Origin of the sequence: uncultured Eudoraea sp. (assembly GCF_947258525.1) — a bacterium.
Lineage (GTDB): Bacteria > Bacteroidota > Bacteroidia > Flavobacteriales > Flavobacteriaceae > Eudoraea.
The window spans coordinates 1-23532 of sequence record NZ_CAMYIP010000155.1 but is presented as its reverse complement, the minus strand read 5'-3'; the positions used below and the strand labels follow the sequence as shown (position 1 = coordinate 23532).

Sequence of the window (23532 nt, the reverse complement as noted above, 5' to 3'; positions counted from 1 at the left end):
CTGTGCAAGCCTGGTTTGAATTGCCGGTAGTGATAGTATTATAGTGCCAAAAACGCAAGCCAGCAGGAAGACTAAAAGCGTTCTTACGATTATTTTTCTCAGTTTTTTGATAGGGCTATTATGTTTTACCTTTGTACTACCAATTTTTGTTCCAAACCATGAACGATAAACAAAATATTTATATCCTGGCTATTGAATCATCTTGTGATGATACATCAGCGGCTGTTATGCATAATGACAAGATGCTCAGTAACGTGGTAGCCACGCAAAAAATTCATGAGGCATACGGAGGCGTTGTACCGGAACTTGCATCAAGAGCACACCAGCAAAATATTGTTCCGGTTGTACACCAAGCGTTAGCCAAAGCAAATATCGACAAAAAACTAGTATCAGCCATAGCATTTACGCGCGGACCTGGACTATTAGGTTCTTTATTAGTAGGGACTTCATTTGCAAAATCCCTTTCTTTAGGTCTGAATGTTCCATTAATAGAGGTTAATCATATGCAGGCACATATTTTAGCCCATTTCATAAAAGAAGGTGATAAAAAAGTTCCCTCCTTCCCTTTTTTAGCTTTGACCATTAGTGGCGGACATACTCAAATAGTTTTGGTCAATGATTATTTTGATATGGAAATCCTTGGTGAAACCCTTGATGATGCAGTTGGAGAGGCCTTTGATAAGAGTGCTAAAATTCTTGGCCTTCCATATCCCGGAGGACCTTTTGTTGACAAGTATGCTGCCAAAGGAAATCCAACAGCTTTCCCATTTCCAAAACCAAAAGTTGAAGGGTTAAACTTTAGTTTTAGTGGCTTAAAGACCAGCATCTTGTATTTTATTCAGAAGGAAACACGTAAAAACCCAGATTTTGTTGAACAGAATTTGAATGACATATGCGCCTCGATTCAATTTACAATCATTAACATATTGATGGATAAACTAAAGAAAGCTTCCATGCAAACGGGTATCAAAGAAATAGCAATTGGCGGCGGCGTTTCGGCCAATTCCGGAATACGGCAGGCTTTAAAAGATAGTGAACTGAAATACGGATGGAATACCTATATTCCTAAATTTGAATACTGCACTGATAATGCCGCGATGATTGGTATTGTGGGCTATTTAAAGTATATTGATGGGGTTTTCAGCGATGAACGAATTGCCGCTAAGGCCAGGTATGTTATTTAACCAATACCAAATTATGAATGGCTTATAACGAGGAATTAGCGAAACGAATTCAACTTGCATTGAAACTATTCCCAGCTTCAATATTCCGGGATTTCCAGGAAAAGAAAATGTTTGGAGGTTTAGCATTTTTGTATCGGGGTAAAATGACGGTTGGTGTTATAAAAAATGATCTGATGGTCAGAGTCCTTGCTAATAAAATGAATGCCTTACTTGCCAAAAACTATGTCCGCCCCATGGACTTCACAAATAGGCCCTTAAAAGAATTTATATATGTTTCAGAACAGGGCTTTCATACTGAGGAACAACTTCAACAGTGGATAGAGTTAGGACTTGAACATGCAAGGAGTAAATTGAATGAAAAATAACTAAACTTTTCTTTAAATAATTATGCAACTATTCTATAACCCGGCGCTGGAAGATGGCGACAACCTATTCTCTTTTAACCAAGAAGAAAGTAAACACATTGTAAAAGTCTTGCGGAAAAAAGAAGGAGACGAAGTTTATATTACCAATGGGAGAGGAGATTTTTTTACTGCTCAAGTACTGATTGCTGATAGTAAGCTGTGTAAAGCTTCAATCATTGCGACACAAAAGAGACATCCAAAAATGTTCAATCTCCACCTGGCCGTTGCGCCCACCAAAAGCATGGATCGTTATGAATGGTTTCTTGAAAAAGTTACGGAAATCGGGGTTCATGAAATAACTCCTATCCTATGTGATCGGTCTGAACGCAAAATCCTCAAAATGGAGAGACTACAAAAAGTAGTGCAGTCTGCGATGAAACAATCAATGCGGACTTACCTGCCCAAAATTAATACACCTGTTTCATTTAAAGAATTCATCGAACAGGAACATAAAGAACTAACGTTTATTGCCCATTGTGAAGATGAAGAGAAACTAGACCTGAAACGATGTATTGCAGCAGATAAAGATGTTACTATTTTAATTGGTCCGGAAGGAGATTTTACGAAAAAAGAGATAAAAGAGGCTTATGATAAAGGTTTTTTGCCAATAACTCTTGGTGAGGCCCGTCTCAGAACTGAAACGGCAGCTATTGTGGCCTGTACAGCTGTGGCATTGATAAATAGTGGATCTTAAGGGATGTTGGCTCTATAACGTTCTTATAGTTCCTGACTTAATTCTAAATTTAAAGTCTGAATTTTTAATTAATACTTAAGGGAAAATATTTTATAAATTAAATTTATTATGCCGATTATAGTATCTTTAGATTTATGACAGCTGACCCTTTTTTATGAAATTACTTCCCTTTTTTTTTACTTTTTTTTGGTTGCTGAACGTAAATTCACAGGAAATCGCGATTTTGAAATATAATGGCGGCGGCGACTGGTATGCCAACCCAACTGCCTTGCCTAATCTAATAAGGTTTTGCAACGAAAATATTGATACAGAAATTGAACCCAGACCTCAAACTGTGGAGGTGGGCAATTCAGAAATTTTTCAGTTTCCCTTTTTGCATATGACGGGACATGGAAATGTATTCTTTACCCAGGATGAAGCAAATAACCTAAGGACATACCTGCTTTCTGGCGGATTTTTACATATTGACGATAATTACGGAATGGAGCCTTATTTAAGGAAAGAAATTATCAAAGTTTTTCCGGAGAAGAAACTTGTTGAAATTGCTGCTGACCATCCAATTTTTAAGTCCCGATACGAATTTCCTCAGGGCTTACCGAAGATTCATGAGCATGATGGCAAAAGACCGCAGGCTCTGGGTATTTTTCATGAGAACAGACTGCTGTTATTATTTACCTATGAATCTGACCTGGGTGATGGCTGGGAAGATCCCGAAGTACACAACGATTCGGAGGAAGTACGTCTAAAAGCCCTGCAAATGGGCGCAAATATCATCGATTATGCATTTAAAAATTGAACAATGAATTCAAAGATGATTGCTGATGGAATATTGAGAGCAGTAGCTGTTATTACGGCAATACTTCTTATCTGCTATTTCTTTTTTAAAATCAGCACACTTCTAATCTATATCACTATAGCGGTTATTATCTCACTGATTGGACGGCCGGTTGTGGTATTCCTCAGAACGCGATTGAAAATGAGTAATACGCTTTCTGTAATTCTAACCATGGTGTTTTTTTTAGGCATTGTCATAGGCATAGTATTGATGTTTATACCCCTATTAATAAAACAGGGGCAAAACCTTTCATTGCTTAATATTGATGCATTACAACAAAATCTGGAAAACCTTTACCATGAGGTAACTAGCTATTTCGGAATTACAAATGTCGACATAAGAACACAGCTTCGTGAATCCAAGATATTTTCCAGGATCAATTTTGCCGTTATCCCGGAATTCTTGAATTCCATAGTAAGTTTATTGGGTAGTTTGAGTATTGGCCTTTTCTCAGTGCTTTTCATAGCTTTCTTTTACCTGAAAGACAGTAAGTTGCTACAGGATAATTTAATGGTCCTAATTCCCGATGACAAGGAACCAAGGTTAAAAAAATCATTGCATACTATTAAATTACTTTTATCCAGATATTTTGGAGGGTTGGTTCTTCAAATCTCCATATTATTTGTCATTTACACCGCAGTCCTTTTAATTTTTGGAATACAAAATCCTGTGGTCATAGCATTTCTTTGTGCACTGTTAAATCTTATTCCCTACATAGGACCTGTAATCGGTGCTTTTTTGATGGCATTGTTAACCATGACCAGTAATTTAGGGGCCGATTTTAGCTCGGTTATTTTACCTAAAACCATCTATGTAATGATTGGATTTACAATCGGACAATTGGTTGATAATTTTTTCTCACAGCCATTTATTTTTTCCAATAGTGTTAAATCTCACCCCTTGGAAATTTTCCTTATTATCATCATTGGCGGTCTGCTATTTGGCATCACAGGAATGATCATTGCAGTTCCCGGATATACGGTAATTAAGGTGATTTTAAAGGAGTTTTTTGCTGAAAATAAGATAGTGAAGTCTTTGACAAAAAATTTATAGTTTTACTTTGAATAAAGATATCTTAAAAACTGGTGTACAGCATTATATAAATAATAATTTAAATACTGACATCCTGTCAGTTTTGCTTAAAAGAAGTAAATTTGATGCAATTTCCTCAAAAGAACTTGCTCAACAGATAGAGGGTAAAAAAAAGTGTTCCTCTAAGATTCCCACCTGGTTCAGAACTGCAAAGATATACTACCCTCCAAAAATAAATATTGAACAATCTTCATCTGAAAAGACAGCCTCCTATAAAGCAGGTTTAGTTAAGGGAAAATCTCTCCTGGATGTAACCGGCGGGTTTGGTGTAGACAGTTATTTTTTTGGTCAGCACATACACCAAGTAACACTATGTGAAATTAGCAAGGAATTATCTGAAATAACCGCCTATAATTTACCGGTACTTGGAGCAATTAATGTTAACGTTTTAAATACAGATGGAATTGATTACTTAGAGAAATTTGATGGAATTTTCGATTGGATCTATATAGATCCTTCCAGAAGAGATAAATCCAAGGGTAAAGTATTTAAACTATCAGATTGTGTCCCCGACGTTACAGTACATTTAGAACTCCTGAAAGCAAAATCAAAAGGTATACTCTTAAAAACTTCTCCCCTATTGGATATTACAAAGGGACTCAAAGAATTAGGAAGCGTAAAGGAAATCCATGTTGTGGCCGTCAATAATGAAGTTAAAGAAGTTTTATGGGTTATTAAGGATAATAACCATGTAGAACCTTTGTTAAAAACCATCAATTTAAAGAATTCAGCTGATGAGGTTTTTATCTTCAAACGGTCAGAAGAAAATTCCATTCAATCTGAGTTTTCAGTTCCCTTAAAATACTTATATGAACCTAATGCCGCTATTCTAAAAGCCGGGGCTTTTAAGGCCATAGGAAATCAATTCCATTTAAAAAAGTTGCACGAACATACACATTTGTACACTTCAGAAGAAAAGGTGAAATTTCCGGGTAGAATTTTTAAAATACTTTCAGTGTATCCATACAATAAGAAGTCAATTACAGCACTGCATGCCGATAAGGCAAACATCACAATTCGTAACTTCCCGGTTTCAGTGGCAGATATCAGAAAAAAGCACAAAATAAAAGAGGGCGGTAATCTTTATCTTTTTTTTATTAGGGATCTTAATGATAAGTTGCAGATTCTTAAGTGCGCTAAAACTTAGCAAATTTATTTTTTCGGTATATTTAGATGATTTAGCAAGATTGGGACAAAAATTGATCATAAATACATGGAATCCAAAACATTCAACATTAACAGGAGAAATTTTCTTAAAGGCGCTACAGCGGCAGCTGTGCTATCTTCATTAGGAACTTACGGCTTTGAGCTCATGCACAGAGACAAACCATGGCGAGTAGGCCTTATTGGTGCCGGTTGGTATGGAAGTAGCGATCTTTATAAGCTCATACAGGTAACTAATGTAGAAGTAATAGCAATATGCGATGTAGACAGTAATTTTACAGAAGATACAGCAAACCTTGTGGCACAACGACAAAGATCCGGTAAAAAACCAAAAAAATATTCAGATTACCGTGAAATGCTGGCCAACGAAGGTCTCGAAATTGTGCTGATAGGTTCCCCGGATCACTGGCATGCCCTTCAGTGTATTGATGCCCTAAAAGCCGGTGCTCATGTTTACGTACAAAAACCAATAAGCGTTGATGTAATGGAAGGAGAAGCAATGGTTGCTGCTGCGCGTAAATATAATAGGGTTGTACAAGTTGGCACACAGCGGAAAAGTACACCCCACCTCATACATGCTAAAAAAAATATTGTGGATACCGGGATGCTTGGAAAAATATCTCATGTTGAGATGTGTTGTTATTTTCATATGCGTGCAAACGGTAATCCTCCAGTCCAGGAAGTTCCTGATTTCCTGGATTATGAAATGTGGACTGGGCCCGCACCACTTAGACCTTACGATGGTTTGCCACACAAAAGATGGTGGCGGACTTTTAGGGAATATGGGAATGGAATAATGGGTGACATGTGCGTACATATGCTCGATACAGTAAGATGGATGCTTGCATTGGATTGGCCTAACCGCATAACTTCTGCCGGAGGTATTTATGTTCAAAAGCAGGGTAAATCTAATATTGCAGACACACAATCCGCCATTTTTGAATATGACGATCTTAACTGTATTTGGCAACACAGAAGCTGGGGGACTCCCGATGATCCTGAATACCCCTGGGCATTTAAATTGTTTGGGGAAAAAGGAACCCTTACCGGGAGCACTATGCAATATGATTTTGTTCCCTACGGTGATGGCAAACCACTGCACATGGATGTAGTCTATGAAAAAGAGAAATATCCGGAAGATTTAACGGAAAAGAATATAGAACTTAATGCCGCACCTGCTACGAGGTTGCATATGCTCGATTTTTTAGCCGCTATAGATAAAGGCACAAAACCGGTTTCGGATATTTTGGATGGCCACATTTCAACGGCAAGTTGTATCCTGGCAAATATGTCAATGGATTTAAAAAGACCTTTGGTTTATGATCGTGAAAATTTGGTAGTAGTAGATGATATAGAAGCGACCAAACTTTTGCAAAGACCTTATCGCAGTCCATATGAACATCCGCATCCAAGTCAATTTATGTAATATAAAATGGTCTCCTAAAATTGGAATGTCCATTCATACAGATGCTGAGTCCACCTATTAAGACTCCGATTCTTCGTCGCCAATGAGAAGCCATGCCCGCCTTCGGGATAAATATGGAGTTCTGCCGGTACTCCTTTTTCATTTAAAGCCTTAAAAAATAACAGACTATTCTCTGGTGGAACCGCCTTATCGTCGGCAGCATGGAAAAGAATTGTAGGAGGCGTATTCTCCGTAACATGAAGTTCATTTGAAAAATAGGTAATATTTGCGGCATCCGGTTCATCTCCCAAAAGGGCCGTTTTGGATCCGCTGTGTGTTGAGGAATCAGAAAAGGAAATAACCGGGTAAACCAATGCCATAAAATCAGGCCTGGCACTTAATAAATCAGCCCCATCTACATATTTATATACTTCGTCTTCAAAATGGGTCCCAAGTGTTGATGCCAGATGCCCGCCTGCAGAAAATCCAATAATTCCGATCTTTTCATCACTAATGTTCCAGTTTTTCGCCATATACCGTGTAAGCCGCATAGCCCTTTGCGCATCCTGTAAAGGAACAATTTGATTATTTTCTAAGGATTTTGAAGTCGGCAACCTATACTTGACAACTATCCCCGCAATTCCTTTAGAATTCAAAAATTTGGCTATATCACTCCCTTCCCAATCATATGCCAGAATTTGATACCCTCCTCCGGGAAAAATTAACATTGCCTTACCTGTACTATTTGCTTCAGAAGGTAAATACACCTCTATTTGAGGATATTGAACAAAACTAATTCTTTGAATAGCTCCCTTTACTATTATTTCTTTTTCATCACTCTCAATTCGGTTAGGCACTCCGTCTGACGGCCACAGAGGTAATATAGTATCCTGTGGATACCCACTATACACTAGTAAAAAAGCAATAAAAGAAGCATATATCGGCCAATTCTCTGGTTTGTTTTTCATTTGTCTTATCAATCTTTAATGATCATTGCTTACATTCCCATTTAAAATCTGCAATACGGTCATTTGAAGCACTGGCCAGGTTATAATGCCACCACTCTGTCCTAATTGACCAAAATCCGTATTTTTCCATCGTTTCTTTTAAAACCCTTCTATTGTCAAGGATTTCTTGAGGTAAATCCATATTATCATGATATGCCTTTTTCCCAAAGAAGTCAAAATCGGTTCCCATATCCAGTTCTTCCCCGGTCGTTGTAACCAGGGTAATATCTACGGCTCCACCTTTATTATGGATAGAACCTTTAACAGGGTTTGCTACATACTGCGGATTTGGCACAATCTCCCACATTTTATATTGCACAGAATTAGGCCTGTAGCAATCATAAAACTTAATTTTTAAACCCTTTGAAATAAAATCGTCGTTTGCCTTTATTAAGGCCTTCGCGGTCTTTACACGTGTATAACATTCAGCACATTCGTAAACTTTGGCTTTTAAAAAATTATTTTCGGTTGCATATCTCAGGTCATATTCAAAATCATTGCTGTAATCCGCCAAACGCACAAAAGTGGTATCCGCTAAGTTTTCAAAAGATTTAAGTGCGTGTATTTTTGGAATCATTTTCGGTTGTTCCGTGGAATCCAAAACACTAACCGAATCCAATTTGGCTTCTATTGAATTTACTTTTTCCGATTTTTCTCTACATCTGGAAAATACAAGGATCAAACAAAAAAATATGATGTGTTTCAAAAGTGATTGTCGAAATTGAATGGTTAAAAGACGAAGTTAGAGAAAATTAAAAACACATGCACTTCTACTAACTCATTTCCAAAGTGAATTTTTTAATAGAATATTCACAATAAAATATAATCCCTGATTCCGCTTAAATGAGATAATATCAAATTGAATTATGATTGAATAAAGGTGTAACTTAGGAGAGCTTAAAGAGGGTTAGTGGAAATGTCCATACTACAACGGAAGGGCTTGTATGCAAACTATATGGCTTTTAGAGAATGAGATACCCATCTTTACCTGTTTAAAAGAAAATCTATCCCTATGAAAAATTATTTTGTTTTCCTGTGTTTAGCATTAATCCCCCTTGGGAATCTTTGGGGCCAGTCTGAATGGTTACTTGGTTTTGAGAAACCTCAGCAGAATCCAATAATGACTGCAGATTCTACCTATCTGTTTAAGTGTCCAATAGAAAAAAAGATGGTGAATTGGCAAAAAGCAGATGTTTTTAATCCCGGGGCCATTGTCAGGAATGACACTGTTTTTATGCTTTTCAGGGCCGAAGATAATCCGGACGCTATTTTGGGCGGAAGAACTTCACGCATTGGACTTGCCTATAGTACTGATGGTCTTAATTTTACAAAATTTCCCAAGCCCGTTTTATATCCTCAGGAAGATAATTTTCGGCAGTGGGACTATCCCGGAGGCGTTGAAGATCCAAGAGTAGTAGAAATGCCTGATGGCACATATATTATGCTATACACAAGTTGGAATAAAGATGTTGCCCGACTTTCCAGTGCCTCATCCAAAGATCTTAGAAAATGGATAAAACACGGACCTGTTTTTGAAAGTTTTCAAAATGGAAAATTCAATAATATCTGGAGTAAATCCGGCTCTATGGTCACAGAACTAAAAGACGGTAGATTGATTGCCAAAAAAGTAAATGGTAAATTTCTAATGTATTGGGGAGAGTTATTTGTGAATTTAGCCCAATCTGAAGATGGTCTGGATTGGGAGCCGTATTTAGATCATGAGGGTGAATTATTGCATATTTTTAAACCTTCTATCGGCGAATTCGACAGTCATTTAACAGAACCCGGGCCTCCCGCTTTGTATACGGAGGATGGTATATTATTGCTGTACAATGGCAAAAACCTCAGTGGTGAAGGCGCTACCCAAAAAGTGCCTGAAGGCACTTATTGCGGAGGTCAGGTACTGTTTGATCTTAAAGATCCTTCACGGCTTATCAAAAGACTTGAGGAACCTTTTATTTGTCCTAGCCTTCCGCACGAAACCAGTGGTCAATACAAAGCTGGAACTACTTTTATTGAAGGATTGGTTTATTACAAAAATAATTGGATTCTTTACTATGGAACAGCGGATTCCATGGTGGGTGTGGCCATAAAATCCGAATAAATGAAATTCTTCCTCAAATTCTTGTTATTAGTACTCCTAATTGGGTGTGTTGATAAGAAAGACGACTTAAAAGCGTTGACCAGACCTAATATAATTCTTATTGTAACTGACGATCAGGGCTGGGGAGATTTAAGTTTTAATGGGAATTCGAATTTAGAAACCCCAAATCTCGATCATCTTGCAAAAACCGGAGTCTACTTTGAAAACTTTTATGTTCAGCCTGTATGTTCTCCTACAAGGGCTGAAATACTTTGTGGGAGACAATTCCAAAGGCTTGGCGTCTATGCCACTTCTGCAGGTGGTGAGAGATTGAATCTGGACGAAACTACGCTTGCCGAAGTATTTAAAAAAGCGGGGTACCAAACAGCTGCCTATGGCAAATGGCACAGTGGTATGCAACCACCTTATCATCCAAATTCTCGTGGCTTCGATGATTTTTATGGTTTTGCTTCAGGTCATTGGGGTAATTACTTTTCTCCTATTATTGAGCATAATAGCAAACTGGTGAAAGGAAATGGGTTTTTGGCAGATGATCTCACCAGTAAAGGCCTGGAATTTATCACAAAGAATAAAGAGAAGCCCTTTTTACTTTATTTACCCTATAATACACCTCATAGCCCCATGCAGGTTCCTGATAAATATTGGAACAAATTTGTGGATAAGGAGTTAGCAAAAAAGCATCGGGATTCGACTATAGAGGACGTCACCTTTACAAAGGCGGCGCTTGCCATGGTTGAGAATATTGATCATAACGTTGGGAGGATAGTAGCTAAACTTCAGGAACTGAATTTAGAGGAAAATACCATACTTGTATATCTCTCAGACAATGGGCCTAATGGATGGCGTTGGAATGGAGGAATGCGGGGTAGAAAAGGTTCAACCGACGAAGGCGGGGTTCGCAGCCCTTTATTCATTAGCTGGAAAAATACAATTCCAGAATCTAAAAACATAAATCAAATAGCCAGTGCTATTGACATCCTGCCTACTCTGGCAGGATTGGCCGGTATAGAGCCAAAAACTCTAAAACCACTGGACGGTATCAATATGGAGTCCCTGATTTTTGAGGAAAATCCATACTGGGAATCCCGATTTATTTACAACCACTGGAATGAGAAAACCAGTGTAAGATCGCAGGAATTTAGATTAGATCATGAAAACCGACTATACCATATCCCTTCAGATCGGGGCCAGACAAAAGATGTATCCAAAAATTATCCTGAAGTTTATACTTCGCTATTAAACGCTAAGGAAAACTGGCTGGAAGAAGTTCCCCATCCTTCAGCCAATAGCAGACCGTTTACCGTAGGACATCCTGACTTTAAGACGACCCAACTACCGGCCAGGGATGGTATTTCGCATGGTGGAATCAAACGCAGTAACAAATATCCAAATTGTTCTTTTTTTACAAATTGGAAAAGTCTCGAAGACAAGATAAGCTGGGATATAGAAGTTTTATCCGATAGTGATTATGAAGTTATTGTGTACTATACCTGCACCCAAAAAAATGTCGGGTCTACTTTGTTACTGGAGTTCGATTCGGGTAACCTTAGCAAAACAATTACCGAGTCTCATGACCCACAGCTCAAAGGAATGGAAAATGACAGAACTCCACGAATTGAATCTTATGTCAAGGATTTTAAACCTCTTTCTATGGGCATAATGAAATTAAAAAAAGGAAAAGGGCAACTTACCCTTAAGGCATCCCAAATAATTGGTGAAGAGGTTATAGATTTTCGACTGCTGCTTTTTACCAGGCTGAACTAGAAATTAATCCGTGCTAAATACTAATTCATCGCTGTCCTCATAACCAATACGAACGGCCTTTGCTATAAATGATACTTTTTTATCTAAAGGCTCAGAATAAATATGCCAGCTTTTGTCTCCGGATTCTTTCCAAATAATGGTGGCATCATACTTTTCCGAAATCAGATTGATGCTGTTATCGTCCTCTTCCATTTGCAGTGGTTTTAACTTAGGTTGTTTACCATTGGGAAGCCACCTGGCTATTAAATCTTTTTCCGGAATTCTACCCTGGTCATTGGTTTCCTCTATCCAACTATCTAAAGTCCTTCTTAAGTGTAATAATGTATCCTGATAAGTTATTTGATCTGAAAGATTGACTAATTCAAAAGGATCATTTTGTAAATCATATAATTCCTCAGCCGGCTTTGGTGTCCTGAACCATAAAGAAGGTATTGAATCCAATTTTCCCGATTCCTTTAATGCCATCATATTTTGCATCATAGGCATTTGTTCGCGGTATTTAACTGCGAGGGCATGCGGTATTTCTATGTTATAATTCCTGATGTACTTGTAATTCTTAGACCGTACAGCACGTAATTTATCATACATTTCATCGAACCTGTCCGAGGATGCAAAAATATAGTCACTGTTCGCACTGTCTCTGTATACCCCAAATTGCGCTTTGCCTTGCATTACCTTGGGTGGAGCAATACCTGCCCACGAAAGCATTGTTGGGGCGAAATCGATAAAGCTAATAAGTCGATCATCGTTATTACTATTCTTTGTATTATCCTGAAATTTGATAACCAAAGGAACTTTAATGCCTGTATCATATAAAGCTCGTTTATGTCTTGGAAAAGGACCACCATGATCTCCGTAAAAGAAGATTATACTATTATCATACAGACCATCTTCTTTTAATTGATTTATGATCTTACCTATTTGTTCATCCAGGCGTTTTAAGTTGGAATAATTGACAGCTATATCATGGCGAATGACATCGGTATCGGGAAAATAAGGTGGAACCCTTACCGAATCTGGTGAGACATACAATTCTTCTTCACCCTGTTTCCAAATACCTGATTCATGACAAACATTAAAATTAAAAACCGAGAAAAAAGGCGCATCCTTTGGTCCGTTGCGCCAATGTGCATCCTTGCTGCTTTCGTCCCAACCAGATTCGGGAGCTTTGAAATTGTAATCCTCTTTGGCATTATTGGTACAATAATAACCCTCTTTGCGAAGGTATTCTGTAAACATTTTAACTCCATCCGGGACTAAAGGCGAATAACTCGGAATACCTATTTCTGGTTGATTTTCTGTGGAATATGCATTATAAGTACGCATATTATGGGTGCCTAATGTAGTCGGATACATCCCGGTAATTATAGCACTTCGTGCAGGAGCACAAACGGGTACGGGCGAAAAGGCATTAGTAAAAACAACGGCATCTGATGAAAGTGACTCTATATAAGGCAGTGAGATTGTATTATCACCATACATTGGAAAAAATTCTGGCGATTGGTCCTCTGCAACCAACCAGATAATGTTTGGCCTTGTTTGAGCCATACTTTCTATTTCTTTTTCCTTACAGCCCGTTCCTAAAGCGAAGAAAAAAGTACCCCAAATAAATGATCTGATAAATTTATTCAAAGGCTTTCAAGAAATTTTAGACTTTGAGGCACCTGTTCCACGACCCTGGAGCACTCATCTTCAATAAACATATATTCAACTACACCAAGCTCTTTTGCTCGTTTAACCACTCCGGCAATATCTACCTGACCTGTTCCCAGCACTACATTGGTCTCCACGTCTTCGTGCCCTGTATCATTACCCTTTACTCCATGCTCCATATCCTTAAGGTGAAGTAATACAACCTTATCGGGATATCGATTCAAGATCTCTAAAGGATCAGCTCCTCCATGATGTACCCAGTAAACGTCCATCTCAAAAGCGAAGTCATTGGCATTTTTTGCCATATAATCAAACAGGGTGCCATCTTCATAAGGCCGGAATTCATAACCATGGGCATGGTAGGCCAGCGTAATACCTTCTTCCTTCAGGCGTTTCCCTGCATTATTAAAAACTGCGGTAGCCTCTTTTGTTTTGGCAATATCGAAAGTATTTCCATCATGCGGAATCCATGCACACATCACATATTTAGCACCAAAGGTTTTAGCATTTTTAACGACCTTCTCGACATCATTCTGAAGGTCTTCATATCCTGCTCCCACACTTACCATTTCGAGACTATTCGCTTTTAGTAATTTCTTATATTCCTCCATAGGAAGCCCGTAACTGCCTCCACCTTCTATTTTGGTAATTCCCCATTCGTTAACAAGTTTAAGGGTTCCTTCAACATCAGTTTTAAACTGATTTCTTAGACTGTACAACTGTAACCCAACTTCCTGTGCGATAATCTGATACGTTCCAAACAGGCAGCAAAAAAGTAGCAATCCAGGAATTCTAAAATTCTTTTTTGTATTCATCTTATTCAATTTTAATTATGTTAATAAATTTCCTTCATCATCCCACTCCGCAATTATGCCACGTTTGCTTTGATCTACACATTTAGCCAGCCATTCTTCGTCATAAGCCAAGCCGTGTTGTTCCAAAACATCTTCCGGCACCCCATCCCAAACATTAGGCATATTCCCTTTATACCCAAGGTCCTCAATTCCAATTTTGGAGGTGTAGTATCCTGTAAGTGTAAGATTGCGCATTAAAGAAAAAAACTGTATCTCCAGAGGGTGTTCATCAATGGGAATTTCCGGATCATAGAACGCAATAGAATCGAGTATCTGTTTTTGCTGCTCCTCCGCAGCCGATTTAAATTCTGTCCCAAATTCGGTATTGCTTTTGTGATCGAGCCACATAAGACCTCCGCGTAAATTTGTCTGCAGTTTAGGGACATCTTTAGCCATAAATTCAATAAACTCCTGCACCCCCGCGTCTGTCGCGCCACCAAATTTATCATTAGGCGGCATTATTAGATTACTAAGTACCGCTATTGTGCCTAATTCATGTTCATTAAAAAACTGTTCAGAATTTAACTTCTCTATTAGCTCTTTTTCTTCCGCGGTCCTGCCAAAAAGATTACTATCAGATTTTACTTTTGCCAATTCCTCCGTGCTTGCCGCTTCCGGTTTACAACCATGAACAACCAAACCGCCGGCAACGGTTCCGAGTAAGATTGATTTTATACTCTTCCTTCTATCCATCTTTTAGATATTTTGTTGTTTTAATTGTTCCACAATATAATCTGATGCGCGCCATGAAAGGGCCAATATAGTCCATGTGCAGTTTTTATCTCCCTGCGAAACAAAAGGACCGGCATCGGTAATAAAAACATTATTTACGTCATGTAATTGTTGAAATTTGTTTACAACCGACTTTTTTGGATCATCACCCATTCTTGTTGTTCCAACCTCATGTATTATTCTACCCGGGGCCAGAAGTCCGTAGTCATCTTCTTTGGAAGGTGTCTCGCCCAGAACTTCTCCTCCCATATTATGGATCAGTTCTTCAAAAGTAGACTGCATATGCCTCGCCTGATTTCTTTCAAAATCTGACCATTTATAATTAAACCGAAGCACCGGGATTCCAAATTGATCGACGGTCGTCGGATCTATTTCACAATAGTTGTCTTCTCGTGCAACTGCTTCTCCACGACCACCAAAGCCCAGGACGGAACCGTAATATTTTTTTACATCATTACGTAAACTTTCACCATAGCCTCCTGTTGGTAAACCAAAAAACTTATTGAAATCATTAGGGTTAAACCCAAATCCGTAATTAGGCATGCCCATGCCTCCCCAGACCTCAATATGATAGCCTCTCGGGAAGTCCAGGTCCTTATTATCTAACCACCAGGGTGTATAAACATGCATTCCGCCTACGCCGTCTTCATTGTAAACTTTACGGTTCATGAGACCGGGAATAAATCCGGCCCTGCTACTACCTGTTGAGTCGTGAAGATATTTACCTACTACATTACTGCTATTTCCCAGTCCATTTGGATGTTGTTTACTTTTTGAGTTTAGAAGTATCCGTGCAGAACTACAGGCTGAAGCTGCTAACACTACAACCTTGCCTCGTAGCTGGTACTCCTTGCGGTCGTCCTTGCTTATATAAGAAACCCCTGTTGCTTTTCCTTCATCATTTGTGGTTACTTCGCGTACTACAGAATTGACATAAAGATCTACCTGACCCCCGCTTTTTTGAGCCGGAAAAATTAAACATGAGCCAGCGGAAAAATCGGCATAAACCTGACAAGATCGGGAACATTGGCCGCAATAAAAACAAACCCCTCGATCGTTGTTTATTTTCTTAGTCAGCATTGACATTCTGGAGGGGATAACCGGAATATTAGATTTACGCGCACCTTTAATATACATCAGCTCATGCAGTCTCGGCTTAGGTGGTGGCAGAAAAAAGCCATCAGGATCATTGGGCAGTCCCTCATTGGTTCCAAAAACACCAATGAGCTTATCTACTTTATCGTAATATGGCTTTACATCTTCATACCCTATAGGCCAGTTTTCGCCCAAACCATCAATGTCCTTATGTTTGAAATCATTAGGTCCAAAACGAAGCGAAATTCTTCCCCAGTGATTGGTTCTGCCGCCCAACATATGCGACCTGTACCAATCAAACTCGGTACCTTCTGCCCGCGTATAAGGCTCTCCTTCTATTTCCCAACCCCCGTAAGCCATGTCGAACTCTCCAAAATCTCTTGTAGTATTAGCACCTCTTCGCGGTGATTGGTAAGGCCATTTTAACTGGGTCATTTGTTCAGGATCTGCGGGGTCAAAAAAAGGCCCTGCTTCAACAACGGCGATTTTCAGACCGGCGTCTGCTAAAACTTTAGCCGACATGCCTCCACCAGCGCCTGATCCAACTATTATGGCATCATACATAGTTGGCGATTCTTTTATTTGCATAAGTTATATTTAGTGTATCTTAAACCTTTCAATTTGAAATTTCAAGTATAATATGTATCAAATTAGTACAATTATTTTGTAGCCAGAAATGTTTGGCAGAAATGTACAAGTAATTGACAATTTAGTTTCAGCGTTATGATAAAGAAAGCATCGAATAGTACCAGATAATTTACTAAGATTATAATACTCTTCTTATACCTGAAAAATCCTGCCTATATTGTGTTGGCGTGCTGCCTTTGTTCTTTCTAAATACACGGTTAAAATTCGCAATACTATTAAAACCGCACATAAAAGCTATTTCTGATATGCTCAGATCTCTTTCTATCAGCCATTTGGAAGCATAACCTATTCGCACATCATTAACATATTCCACAAATGTCTTTCCCGTTCGTTTTTTAATAAACCTGTTAAACGAAACACTACTCATATTCATAATATCAGCAACCTCCTGAAGCGTCATTTTTGAAGAATAATTTTCCTGTACATAATCATATAATGTTTTAAGTTTATGATTGTGTTCAAAGTTTTCCAGATGAATTGTCGTAGTTGATAATAACCTTTGATTTCTTGACGTTGCCAGGTCATATAATATTGAGAACAGCTCTATAAAATAATCGATTCCACCGAGTTTGGACACCTTTAATAACCTGGGTGCCAAGGCACGGGTCACTTCTTCAGAAAATAGAATTCCATGCGCCGACTTATCATACAAGTCTTTTAAGGGCTTCATGATTCTGCGCCCAAGAAAAGTCGAATTGAATAGATCATTGTGAAATTGAATCGTTATTTCGTGGATATTTTTTTGGGTACAGTGATGTTGTTCCCATCCATGAAAAAGATTAGAACCAACTAATACCAATTCCAAATCATCAATTTCTTCTATGCTGTCACCTACAATTCTTCTGACACCTTTGCCATTGGATATAAAGTTAAGTTCCAGCTCCGGATGAAAATGTACCGGATAATCAAAAAAATCTTTTACCCTGTCAAAAACAAGAAAACTGTCTTCATTGGAAAGTGGTGTAATCTCACGATGAATTCTTTTGAGTAATTCCATTATTTGGTACCAGATCTGTTGTTATAATTCATTGATATGATAAAATAATACCAAAACAATATTAACAAATATTTTAGATTTGACCCAGAATTTGGCAATGGAAGGGTATTTAATTTTACAAGTTTTCAAAAAAAACCTTGTTTTGTTACAAATTCCTTCAGATTTGAATAATCTTTATTTTTTAAGAAAGACCAAAAAATGCTACAGGGAATAGATATTGCAATAATCCTATTATACCTTTTAGCTACTGTGCTCATTGGTCTTATACTTCGAAAAAGGGCACAAAGAAGCAAAGACGATTATTTACTGGGTGGCAAATCCCTGCCATGGTATATGCTTGGTCTTTCTAATGCGTCTGGCATGTTTGATATTTCAGGCACCATGTGGCTGGTTACCTTAACATTTGTATATGGCTTAAAAAGCATTTGGATACCCTGGCTGTGGCCTGTGTTTAATCAGATATTTCTTATGATCTATCTCAGTGCATGGCTGCGCCGTTCTAATGTTACAACAGGTGCGGAATGGATCTTATTCAGGTTTGGTGAAGGCAGGGGTGGCAGATTATCACATACTGTCGTTGTTGCCTTTGCCATTATCAGCTGCCTGGGGTTTCTTGCCTATGGCTTTATTGGACTTGGAAAGTTTGTTGAAATATTCATTCCATGGGAAATAGTAAGCGCATACATTCCCTTTGATGTCCCGCTGGAATATGTCCCTCATTTCTATGGAACTGTTTTCACCATGTTCGCTGTATTTTATTCGGTACTTGGAGGCATGTCTGGCATTGTTTGGGCAGATCTTTTACAATTTTCAATAATGACGATCTCCTCATTTGCAATAGCTTTTATAGCCTGGCAGGCCATGGGGACAAATACCCTGAACGTCCCGGAGGGCTGGATGGATCCCTTTTTTGGATGGACTCTGGATATTGATTGGACAGGCCTTATTGCAGAAGTGAATGACAAAATTGCCTCAGATGGCTATACATTATTTGGATTGTTTTTTATGCTGGTTGTCTTTAAAGGTATTCTGGCCAGTATTGCCGGTCCTGCTCCAAATTATGATATGCAGAAAATACTATCTACCAAATCGCCGAAAGAAGCAGCCAAAATGAGTGGGTTTGTTTCTATTGTACTTATGCCTACGAGATATCTCATGATAGGCGGTTTTGCAGTATTGGGAATCCTTTTTTATGATCAGTTGGATCTTCAACGCGCGGGAATGATCGATTTTGAAAATATTCTGCCCTCGGCAATTAATAAATTTGTGCCTGTTGGTTTAATGGGTCTTTTATTGGCTGGCCTTTTGGCTGCATTTATGTCAACTTTTGCGGGAACCCTTAATGCGGCTCAGGCCTATATTGTAAATGATGTTTATTTAAGGTATAAGAAAGATGCAAAACCAAAAGAAATAAAATGGATGAATTACGGCAGTGGTCTGTTCGTTGTAATCGTAAGTATTGCCCTGGGTTTCTATGTAGAAGATGTGAATTCTGTTTTACAGTGGATAGTTTCTGCCCTTTGGGGAGGTTATGTAGTATCCAACACCTTAAAATGGCATTGGTGGCGATTTAACGGTTACGGTTATTTTTGGGGAATGCTATCCGGCCTGATACCTGCCATTATTTTTCCTCTTGTCTTTAAGGAAACTTTGGAACTTTATCTTTTCCCTCTTATTCTTATAATTACGGCCCTCGGCTGCATAATAGGAACTTATATGGGGCCTCCTACAAATGAAGCCACCCTGGTTAATTTTTACAAAAAGACCAGGCCATGGGGATTTTGGAAGCCAATACAGGATAAAGTTATTGCTCAGGATCCGGATTTCAGGAAAAACAAAATGTTTAAAATGGACATGTTCAATATTTTTATTGGAACGGCTGCTCAAACACTTCTGGTAATTATACCTATATATTTAATCCTGAGAGAATATACATCTTTATGGATATCGCTTCTAATTTTTGCGGTGTGCGGTTTTCTACTCAAAAAATTCTGGTGGGATAAATTAGATGAACAAATGTAACGTGATGGAAACACCCAAGCTAAAAAACCAAAAGCGGATTTGGAATTATGAGCAGCTTATGAGAAATCATCAACAACTCATAAACCGGACTAATCACGCAATTCCCGAAAATAGTGGTTTAATTTCCAGGTATAAGCATCCTGTAATTACCGCCGAGCATATTCCAATAAACTGGCGGTACGATTTAAATGCAAAGTCCAACCCATTTGGATTAGAACGAATAGGTGTTAATGCTGCATTTAACGCAGGGGCAATTAAATGGAATGATAAATATACTCTTGTAGTCAGGGTTGAAGGCAGTGACAGGAAATCCTATTTTGCTTTTGCAGATAGCCCGGATGGAATAAATAGATTCGAATTCCGGGAAAAACCCTTACTGCTTCCACAATTAAATGATCCGGATATCAATGTTTATGATATGCGGCTGATAGCACATGAAGATGGATTTATTTATGGTATTTTTTGTACAGAAAGAAAAAATCCTGATGCTCCTTTGGGAGACACCTCCTCTGCAATTGCCAATGCGGGCATTATAAGATCTGAGGATCTTAAAAACTGGGAGCGTCTGCCCGACTTAATAACCGGTTCCAATCAACAAAGAAATGTGACTTTGCACCCGGAATTCGTTCAAGGCAAATACGCCATATATACCAGACCACAGGACGGATTTATTGAAACAGGATTGGGAGGAGGCATAGGACTTGGATTTATAGAGGATATGAATCATCCGGAGATAATTGATGAGACTATTATAAACCCAAAAGCCTATCATACTATATATGAACTAAAAAACGGTTTGGGACCTTCACCAATTAAAACGCAGGAAGGCTGGCTTCACCTGGCACATGGAGTCCGTAATACGGCTTCGGGTTTACGATATGTATTATATCTTTTTATGACAGATTTAATGGATATTTCTAAGGTTATTTATCAACCGGGAGGTTATTTTATGGCTCCAAATGATAAAGAGATTATAGGAGATGTAGGTAATGTCCTTTTTTCTAATGGCTGGATAACCGATAGTGACGGTACCATTTATATGTATTACGCCTCCTCGGATACAAGAACCCATGTAGCCACCACTACTGTTAATATATTAGTCGATTATTGCAAAAATACACCTGCAGACAGGTATTCAACCAACGAATCTGTGAAAAATATTTTAAACCTGATTGAAAGGAATGAAATACAGTATTAAAAATAGTTTCCCCAACCTGCGCTTAGTTTTTTTTGAATTAGCGAGGCGTTTCCCGTATCTGACTGGCAAATCAAAGGGGAACGATTGCAGTGTAGATGCACTTATTATTAAGATTGCATCAGTAGCGTAGTAAGCAATGCCTTTTGGTTAACCCCAGAAGGTGTTGTTTTACGCTAAATTTGGTAACATTCTATTATTGAAGTTGAAAAAAATAACAAAATGTTAATTTTATATATGTAACAAATTCTTAATATTTCATTATTTGACTATTAATTGATAAAATATTGTCACTGTTCTTTATATAATTCACATAATTTTATTAATATTATCCTAAATTTATGGTTTATTTTAACATTTGCCGAAAACGATTTCGTAATAATGAGAAGTAAAACCGTGAAAATCAATTAATTAAAGCTAACTAAACATTAAACGATTATGATTCTAAAAAGTGATTATCACTCGTTAAAATCTTGTGCCGGTAAAATTAGCAAGTCCAGCATCAAGATTTTTTCATTACTCATGGGTCTTGTTTGTTCGTTTGCTATCGCAGCACCAACAACAAGTCTCGAAACAGTAACAACGATTGAAGCATTTCAATCTACCATCACAGGTACTATTACAGATGCGAGCGGAGTTCCGCTTCCTGGTGCCAATGTGGTAATTAAAGGAACCTCAACTGGTGCTGCGGCCGATTTTGATGGAAATTATACCATTCAAGCCAGCCCGGGAGATGTCCTTGTGTTTTCCTACACCGGTTATAATTCTTCGGAAATAACCGTGGGAACGTCCAATGTTATCAACGCAACCCTTGAGGAAGGACTTACCCTGGATGAAGTTGTAGTAACAGGGTATACGGTTGAAACTAAAAGGGAAACCACTGCTGCTGTATCTATTGTTAGTGCTGAGGAGTTGGCAGCAATACCCTCCGGTAACGTAGAACAGCAATTAGCAGGTAGGGTTGCCGGTGTAACTGTAATTACAAATGGTCAGCCAGGAACTGCAAGTCAGGTCCGGGTACGTGGTTATGGTGGTTTTGGTGGAAACCAGCCACTTTATATTGTAGATGGGGTACCTATTCAGGATATAGGATTCTTAAGCCCGGACGATATTGCTACTACCACAGTACTTAAGGATGCTGCCGCAGCTTCTATTTATGGAGCAAGAGCAGCCAACGGTGTAATCGTTTATACTACAAAACAAGGAGCGCGTGGTGATAGAAAAACCAATATTTCAATTAATATCCAAAGTGGTGTTACAGATCCTAACGTAGCTGGTTCACCAAAAATGCTGAACCCACAGGACATGGCGGAGTATACACATATTGGTTTTAGAAACAACGCGGCAGCTAATGGTACTACACCACAGTATACGCATCCACAATATGGTCCTAATGCAACACCAACCTTCCCGGATTATCTGCATGCAGATGGGCAGAATGGTGTTTCAGCCAGTGATATAAATTTAGCGCAGATCCAGGCTAACTATGAAGCAGATCCTGAAAATGTATTCTTAATACGTCCAAACCTGGCAGGTACAAACTGGTACAGAGAAATCACAAGGATTGCACCGGCGCTTAGAGCAAACATTGGTTTTGATGGAGGTAACGAGAATAGTCGCTTCTATATTGGTTTAAGTGTGCAGAAGCTGGACGGTATACTTTTAGCCAACTCCCAGGACAGGTACACTGCCCGCTTTAATTCAGAATTTGATCTGGCACCCTGGTTAAGCATTGGAGAAAACTTGCAGATTACCTATAATTCGGTTGTAGGTCAGACAGGGGATAACGGAGGGCAAGGAATTGCTAATGATGAATCCGAAGTACTTTCGGCCTATCGTATGCCCACTATTATTCCTGTTTTTGATGATTTTGGCAGTTATGCAAGTACAAGGGCTGCTGGTTTTAATAACCCGCGGAACCCGGTTAGAAGATTAGCACAAGACAGAGGAGATGATGTAGCATTTTCAACAAGTGCTTTCGGTAATTTTTATGCACTGATCAAACCTTTTGATGGTTTTACATTTAGAAGTAGTATAGGTGGTCAATATTTTAATTTCACTAATAGAGATTACAATTACAGGTATTTAGGAGATTCTGAACCACAGGCCAGTTTTAGCTTTAGTGAAGGTGCTAATTATGGCTTCTCATGGACGTTTACGAATACCATTACCTATGAAAAGTTAATTGCAGACAAACACAAGTTAAAAGTTTTACTTGGTCAGGAGGCAATTGAAGGGACAAATACCCCGGTAGCAGCGCCGAGAGGAAGAAGAATCCAGGGTTCTGGTATTAATCCTTTCTCTACAGATTTAGATTTTGTTACCCTATCTGCCGTGCAGAGCCCGGTGGTTCAAAGTTTTATATTCAAAGGTGCTAACTTTAGTTCTTTGTTTGGTCAGCTTCAATATAATTATGACGAAAGATATTATGTTTCTGCAGTTGTTAGACGAGACGGTTCTTCGGTTTTCGGTGCTAATAATAGATATGGTACATTCCCTGCATTTTCTGGAGCCTGGAGGATTATTGGGGAATCTTTTATGGATAACCAAAACTTCTTCCAGGATTTAAAAGTCCGGGTAGGATGGGGTCAAATGGGTAACTCCAACAATGTGGATCCCGCCAACCAGTTTTCTTTAGCGGCTTCTAATTTAGGTAATACTTTTTATCCTATAGGTGGTCAGA

19 protein-coding genes are annotated in these 23532 nt (G+C 38.6%); 12 read left to right on the top strand and 7 right to left on the bottom strand.

Annotated features, from left to right (window positions below):
• Nucleotides 1-158: 158 nt before the first annotated feature.
• The 7 genes from tsaD to Q0X89_RS11410 all read left to right on the top strand — a co-directional run bounded on the left by tsaD (nt 159) and on the right by Q0X89_RS11410 (nt 6799).
• Complete coding sequence (gene tsaD, locus Q0X89_RS11440) at nt 159-1184, top strand: tRNA (adenosine(37)-N6)-threonylcarbamoyltransferase complex transferase subunit TsaD (protein WP_297694250.1); 1026 nt, start codon at nt 159-161, stop codon at nt 1182-1184.
• A gap of 17 nt (nt 1185-1201) precedes the next feature.
• Entirely contained in the window at nt 1202-1549 is a 348-nt protein-coding gene (locus tag Q0X89_RS11435; protein WP_297694248.1) for a TfoX/Sxy family protein, read from the top strand.
• A 22-nt stretch (nt 1550-1571) separates the two neighbouring features.
• A complete protein-coding gene (locus tag Q0X89_RS11430; RefSeq protein ID WP_297694246.1) occupies nt 1572-2282 on the top strand; it encodes a 16S rRNA (uracil(1498)-N(3))-methyltransferase in 711 nt (236 codons plus the stop codon).
• Between the two features lie 154 nt (nt 2283-2436).
• Nucleotides 2437-3078 carry a DUF4159 domain-containing protein gene (locus Q0X89_RS11425; protein ID WP_297694244.1) on the top strand — a complete coding sequence of 214 codons (642 nt, stop codon included), beginning with the start codon at nt 2437-2439 and terminating at the stop codon, nt 3076-3078.
• A gap of 3 nt (nt 3079-3081) precedes the next feature.
• Nucleotides 3082-4170, top strand: a complete 1089-nt coding sequence (locus tag Q0X89_RS11420) for an AI-2E family transporter (RefSeq protein ID WP_297694241.1) — start codon at nt 3082-3084, stop codon at nt 4168-4170.
• Between the two features lie 7 nt (nt 4171-4177).
• On the top strand, nt 4178-5356 hold the full coding sequence (locus Q0X89_RS11415; RefSeq protein WP_297694239.1) for a class I SAM-dependent methyltransferase: 1179 nt from the start codon (nt 4178-4180) through the stop codon (nt 5354-5356).
• Nucleotides 5357-5422: 66 nt separating this feature from the next.
• Complete coding sequence (locus Q0X89_RS11410) at nt 5423-6799, top strand: Gfo/Idh/MocA family oxidoreductase (RefSeq protein WP_297694237.1); 1377 nt, start codon at nt 5423-5425, stop codon at nt 6797-6799.
• Nucleotides 6800-6813: 14 nt separating this feature from the next.
• On the opposite strand, the gene Q0X89_RS11405 is transcribed toward Q0X89_RS11410, so the two are convergent.
• Both Q0X89_RS11405 and Q0X89_RS11400 read right to left on the bottom strand, forming a co-directional pair.
• The gene (locus tag Q0X89_RS11405) at nt 6814-7746 is read right to left on the bottom strand and encodes an alpha/beta hydrolase (protein WP_297694234.1); all 933 of its coding nucleotides are present in this window, start codon (nt 7744-7746) and stop codon (nt 6814-6816) included.
• Between the two features lie 22 nt (nt 7747-7768).
• Entirely contained in the window at nt 7769-8362 is a 594-nt protein-coding gene (locus tag Q0X89_RS11400; RefSeq protein WP_297694231.1) for a M15 family metallopeptidase, read from the bottom strand.
• Between the two features lie 435 nt (nt 8363-8797).
• On the opposite strand from Q0X89_RS11400, the gene Q0X89_RS11395 reads away from it, so the two are divergent.
• Both Q0X89_RS11395 and Q0X89_RS11390 read left to right on the top strand, forming a co-directional pair.
• The gene (locus tag Q0X89_RS11395; protein WP_297694229.1) at nt 8798-9889 is read left to right on the top strand and encodes a glycoside hydrolase family 130 protein; all 1092 of its coding nucleotides are present in this window, start codon (nt 8798-8800) and stop codon (nt 9887-9889) included.
• Nucleotides 9890-11653 (top strand): arylsulfatase, encoded by a 1764-nt coding sequence (locus Q0X89_RS11390; RefSeq protein WP_297694227.1) that lies wholly within the window; start codon nt 9890-9892, stop codon nt 11651-11653.
• Between the two features lie 3 nt (nt 11654-11656).
• Here the strand turns inward: Q0X89_RS11390 and Q0X89_RS11385 are convergent, their stop codons facing one another.
• The 5 genes from Q0X89_RS11385 to Q0X89_RS11365 form a co-directional block, all read right to left on the bottom strand.
• Complete coding sequence (locus Q0X89_RS11385; protein WP_297694225.1) at nt 11657-13285, bottom strand: sulfatase; 1629 nt, start codon at nt 13283-13285, stop codon at nt 11657-11659.
• Nucleotides 13282-14121, bottom strand: a complete 840-nt coding sequence (locus tag Q0X89_RS11380; protein WP_297694223.1) for a sugar phosphate isomerase/epimerase — start codon at nt 14119-14121, stop codon at nt 13282-13284. The genes Q0X89_RS11385 and Q0X89_RS11380 overlap by 4 nt, the downstream gene beginning before the upstream one ends.
• Before the next feature lie 15 nt (nt 14122-14136).
• On the bottom strand, nt 14137-14853 hold the full coding sequence (locus Q0X89_RS11375) for a gluconate 2-dehydrogenase subunit 3 family protein (RefSeq protein ID WP_297694221.1): 717 nt from the start codon (nt 14851-14853) through the stop codon (nt 14137-14139).
• A gap of 3 nt (nt 14854-14856) precedes the next feature.
• On the bottom strand, nt 14857-16575 hold the full coding sequence (locus Q0X89_RS11370; RefSeq protein ID WP_297694219.1) for a GMC family oxidoreductase: 1719 nt from the start codon (nt 16573-16575) through the stop codon (nt 14857-14859).
• A gap of 178 nt (nt 16576-16753) precedes the next feature.
• Nucleotides 16754-17632 carry an AraC family transcriptional regulator gene (locus Q0X89_RS11365; RefSeq protein ID WP_297694217.1) on the bottom strand — a complete coding sequence of 293 codons (879 nt, stop codon included), beginning with the start codon at nt 17630-17632 and terminating at the stop codon, nt 16754-16756.
• 198 nt (nt 17633-17830) lie between these two features.
• Here Q0X89_RS11365 and Q0X89_RS11360 point away from each other — a divergent pair, with 198 nt between their 5' ends.
• The 3 genes from Q0X89_RS11360 to Q0X89_RS11350 all read left to right on the top strand — a co-directional run.
• The gene (locus tag Q0X89_RS11360) at nt 17831-19654 is read left to right on the top strand and encodes a sodium:solute symporter family protein (RefSeq protein WP_297694215.1); all 1824 of its coding nucleotides are present in this window, start codon (nt 17831-17833) and stop codon (nt 19652-19654) included.
• Nucleotides 19655-19712: 58 nt separating this feature from the next.
• On the top strand, nt 19713-20852 hold the full coding sequence (locus tag Q0X89_RS11355; protein WP_297694256.1) for a glycosidase: 1140 nt from the start codon (nt 19713-19715) through the stop codon (nt 20850-20852).
• Between the two features lie 435 nt (nt 20853-21287).
• Nucleotides 21288-23532 (top strand): SusC/RagA family TonB-linked outer membrane protein (locus Q0X89_RS11350; RefSeq protein WP_297694213.1); only part of this gene is annotated, 2245 nt, incomplete at its 3' end.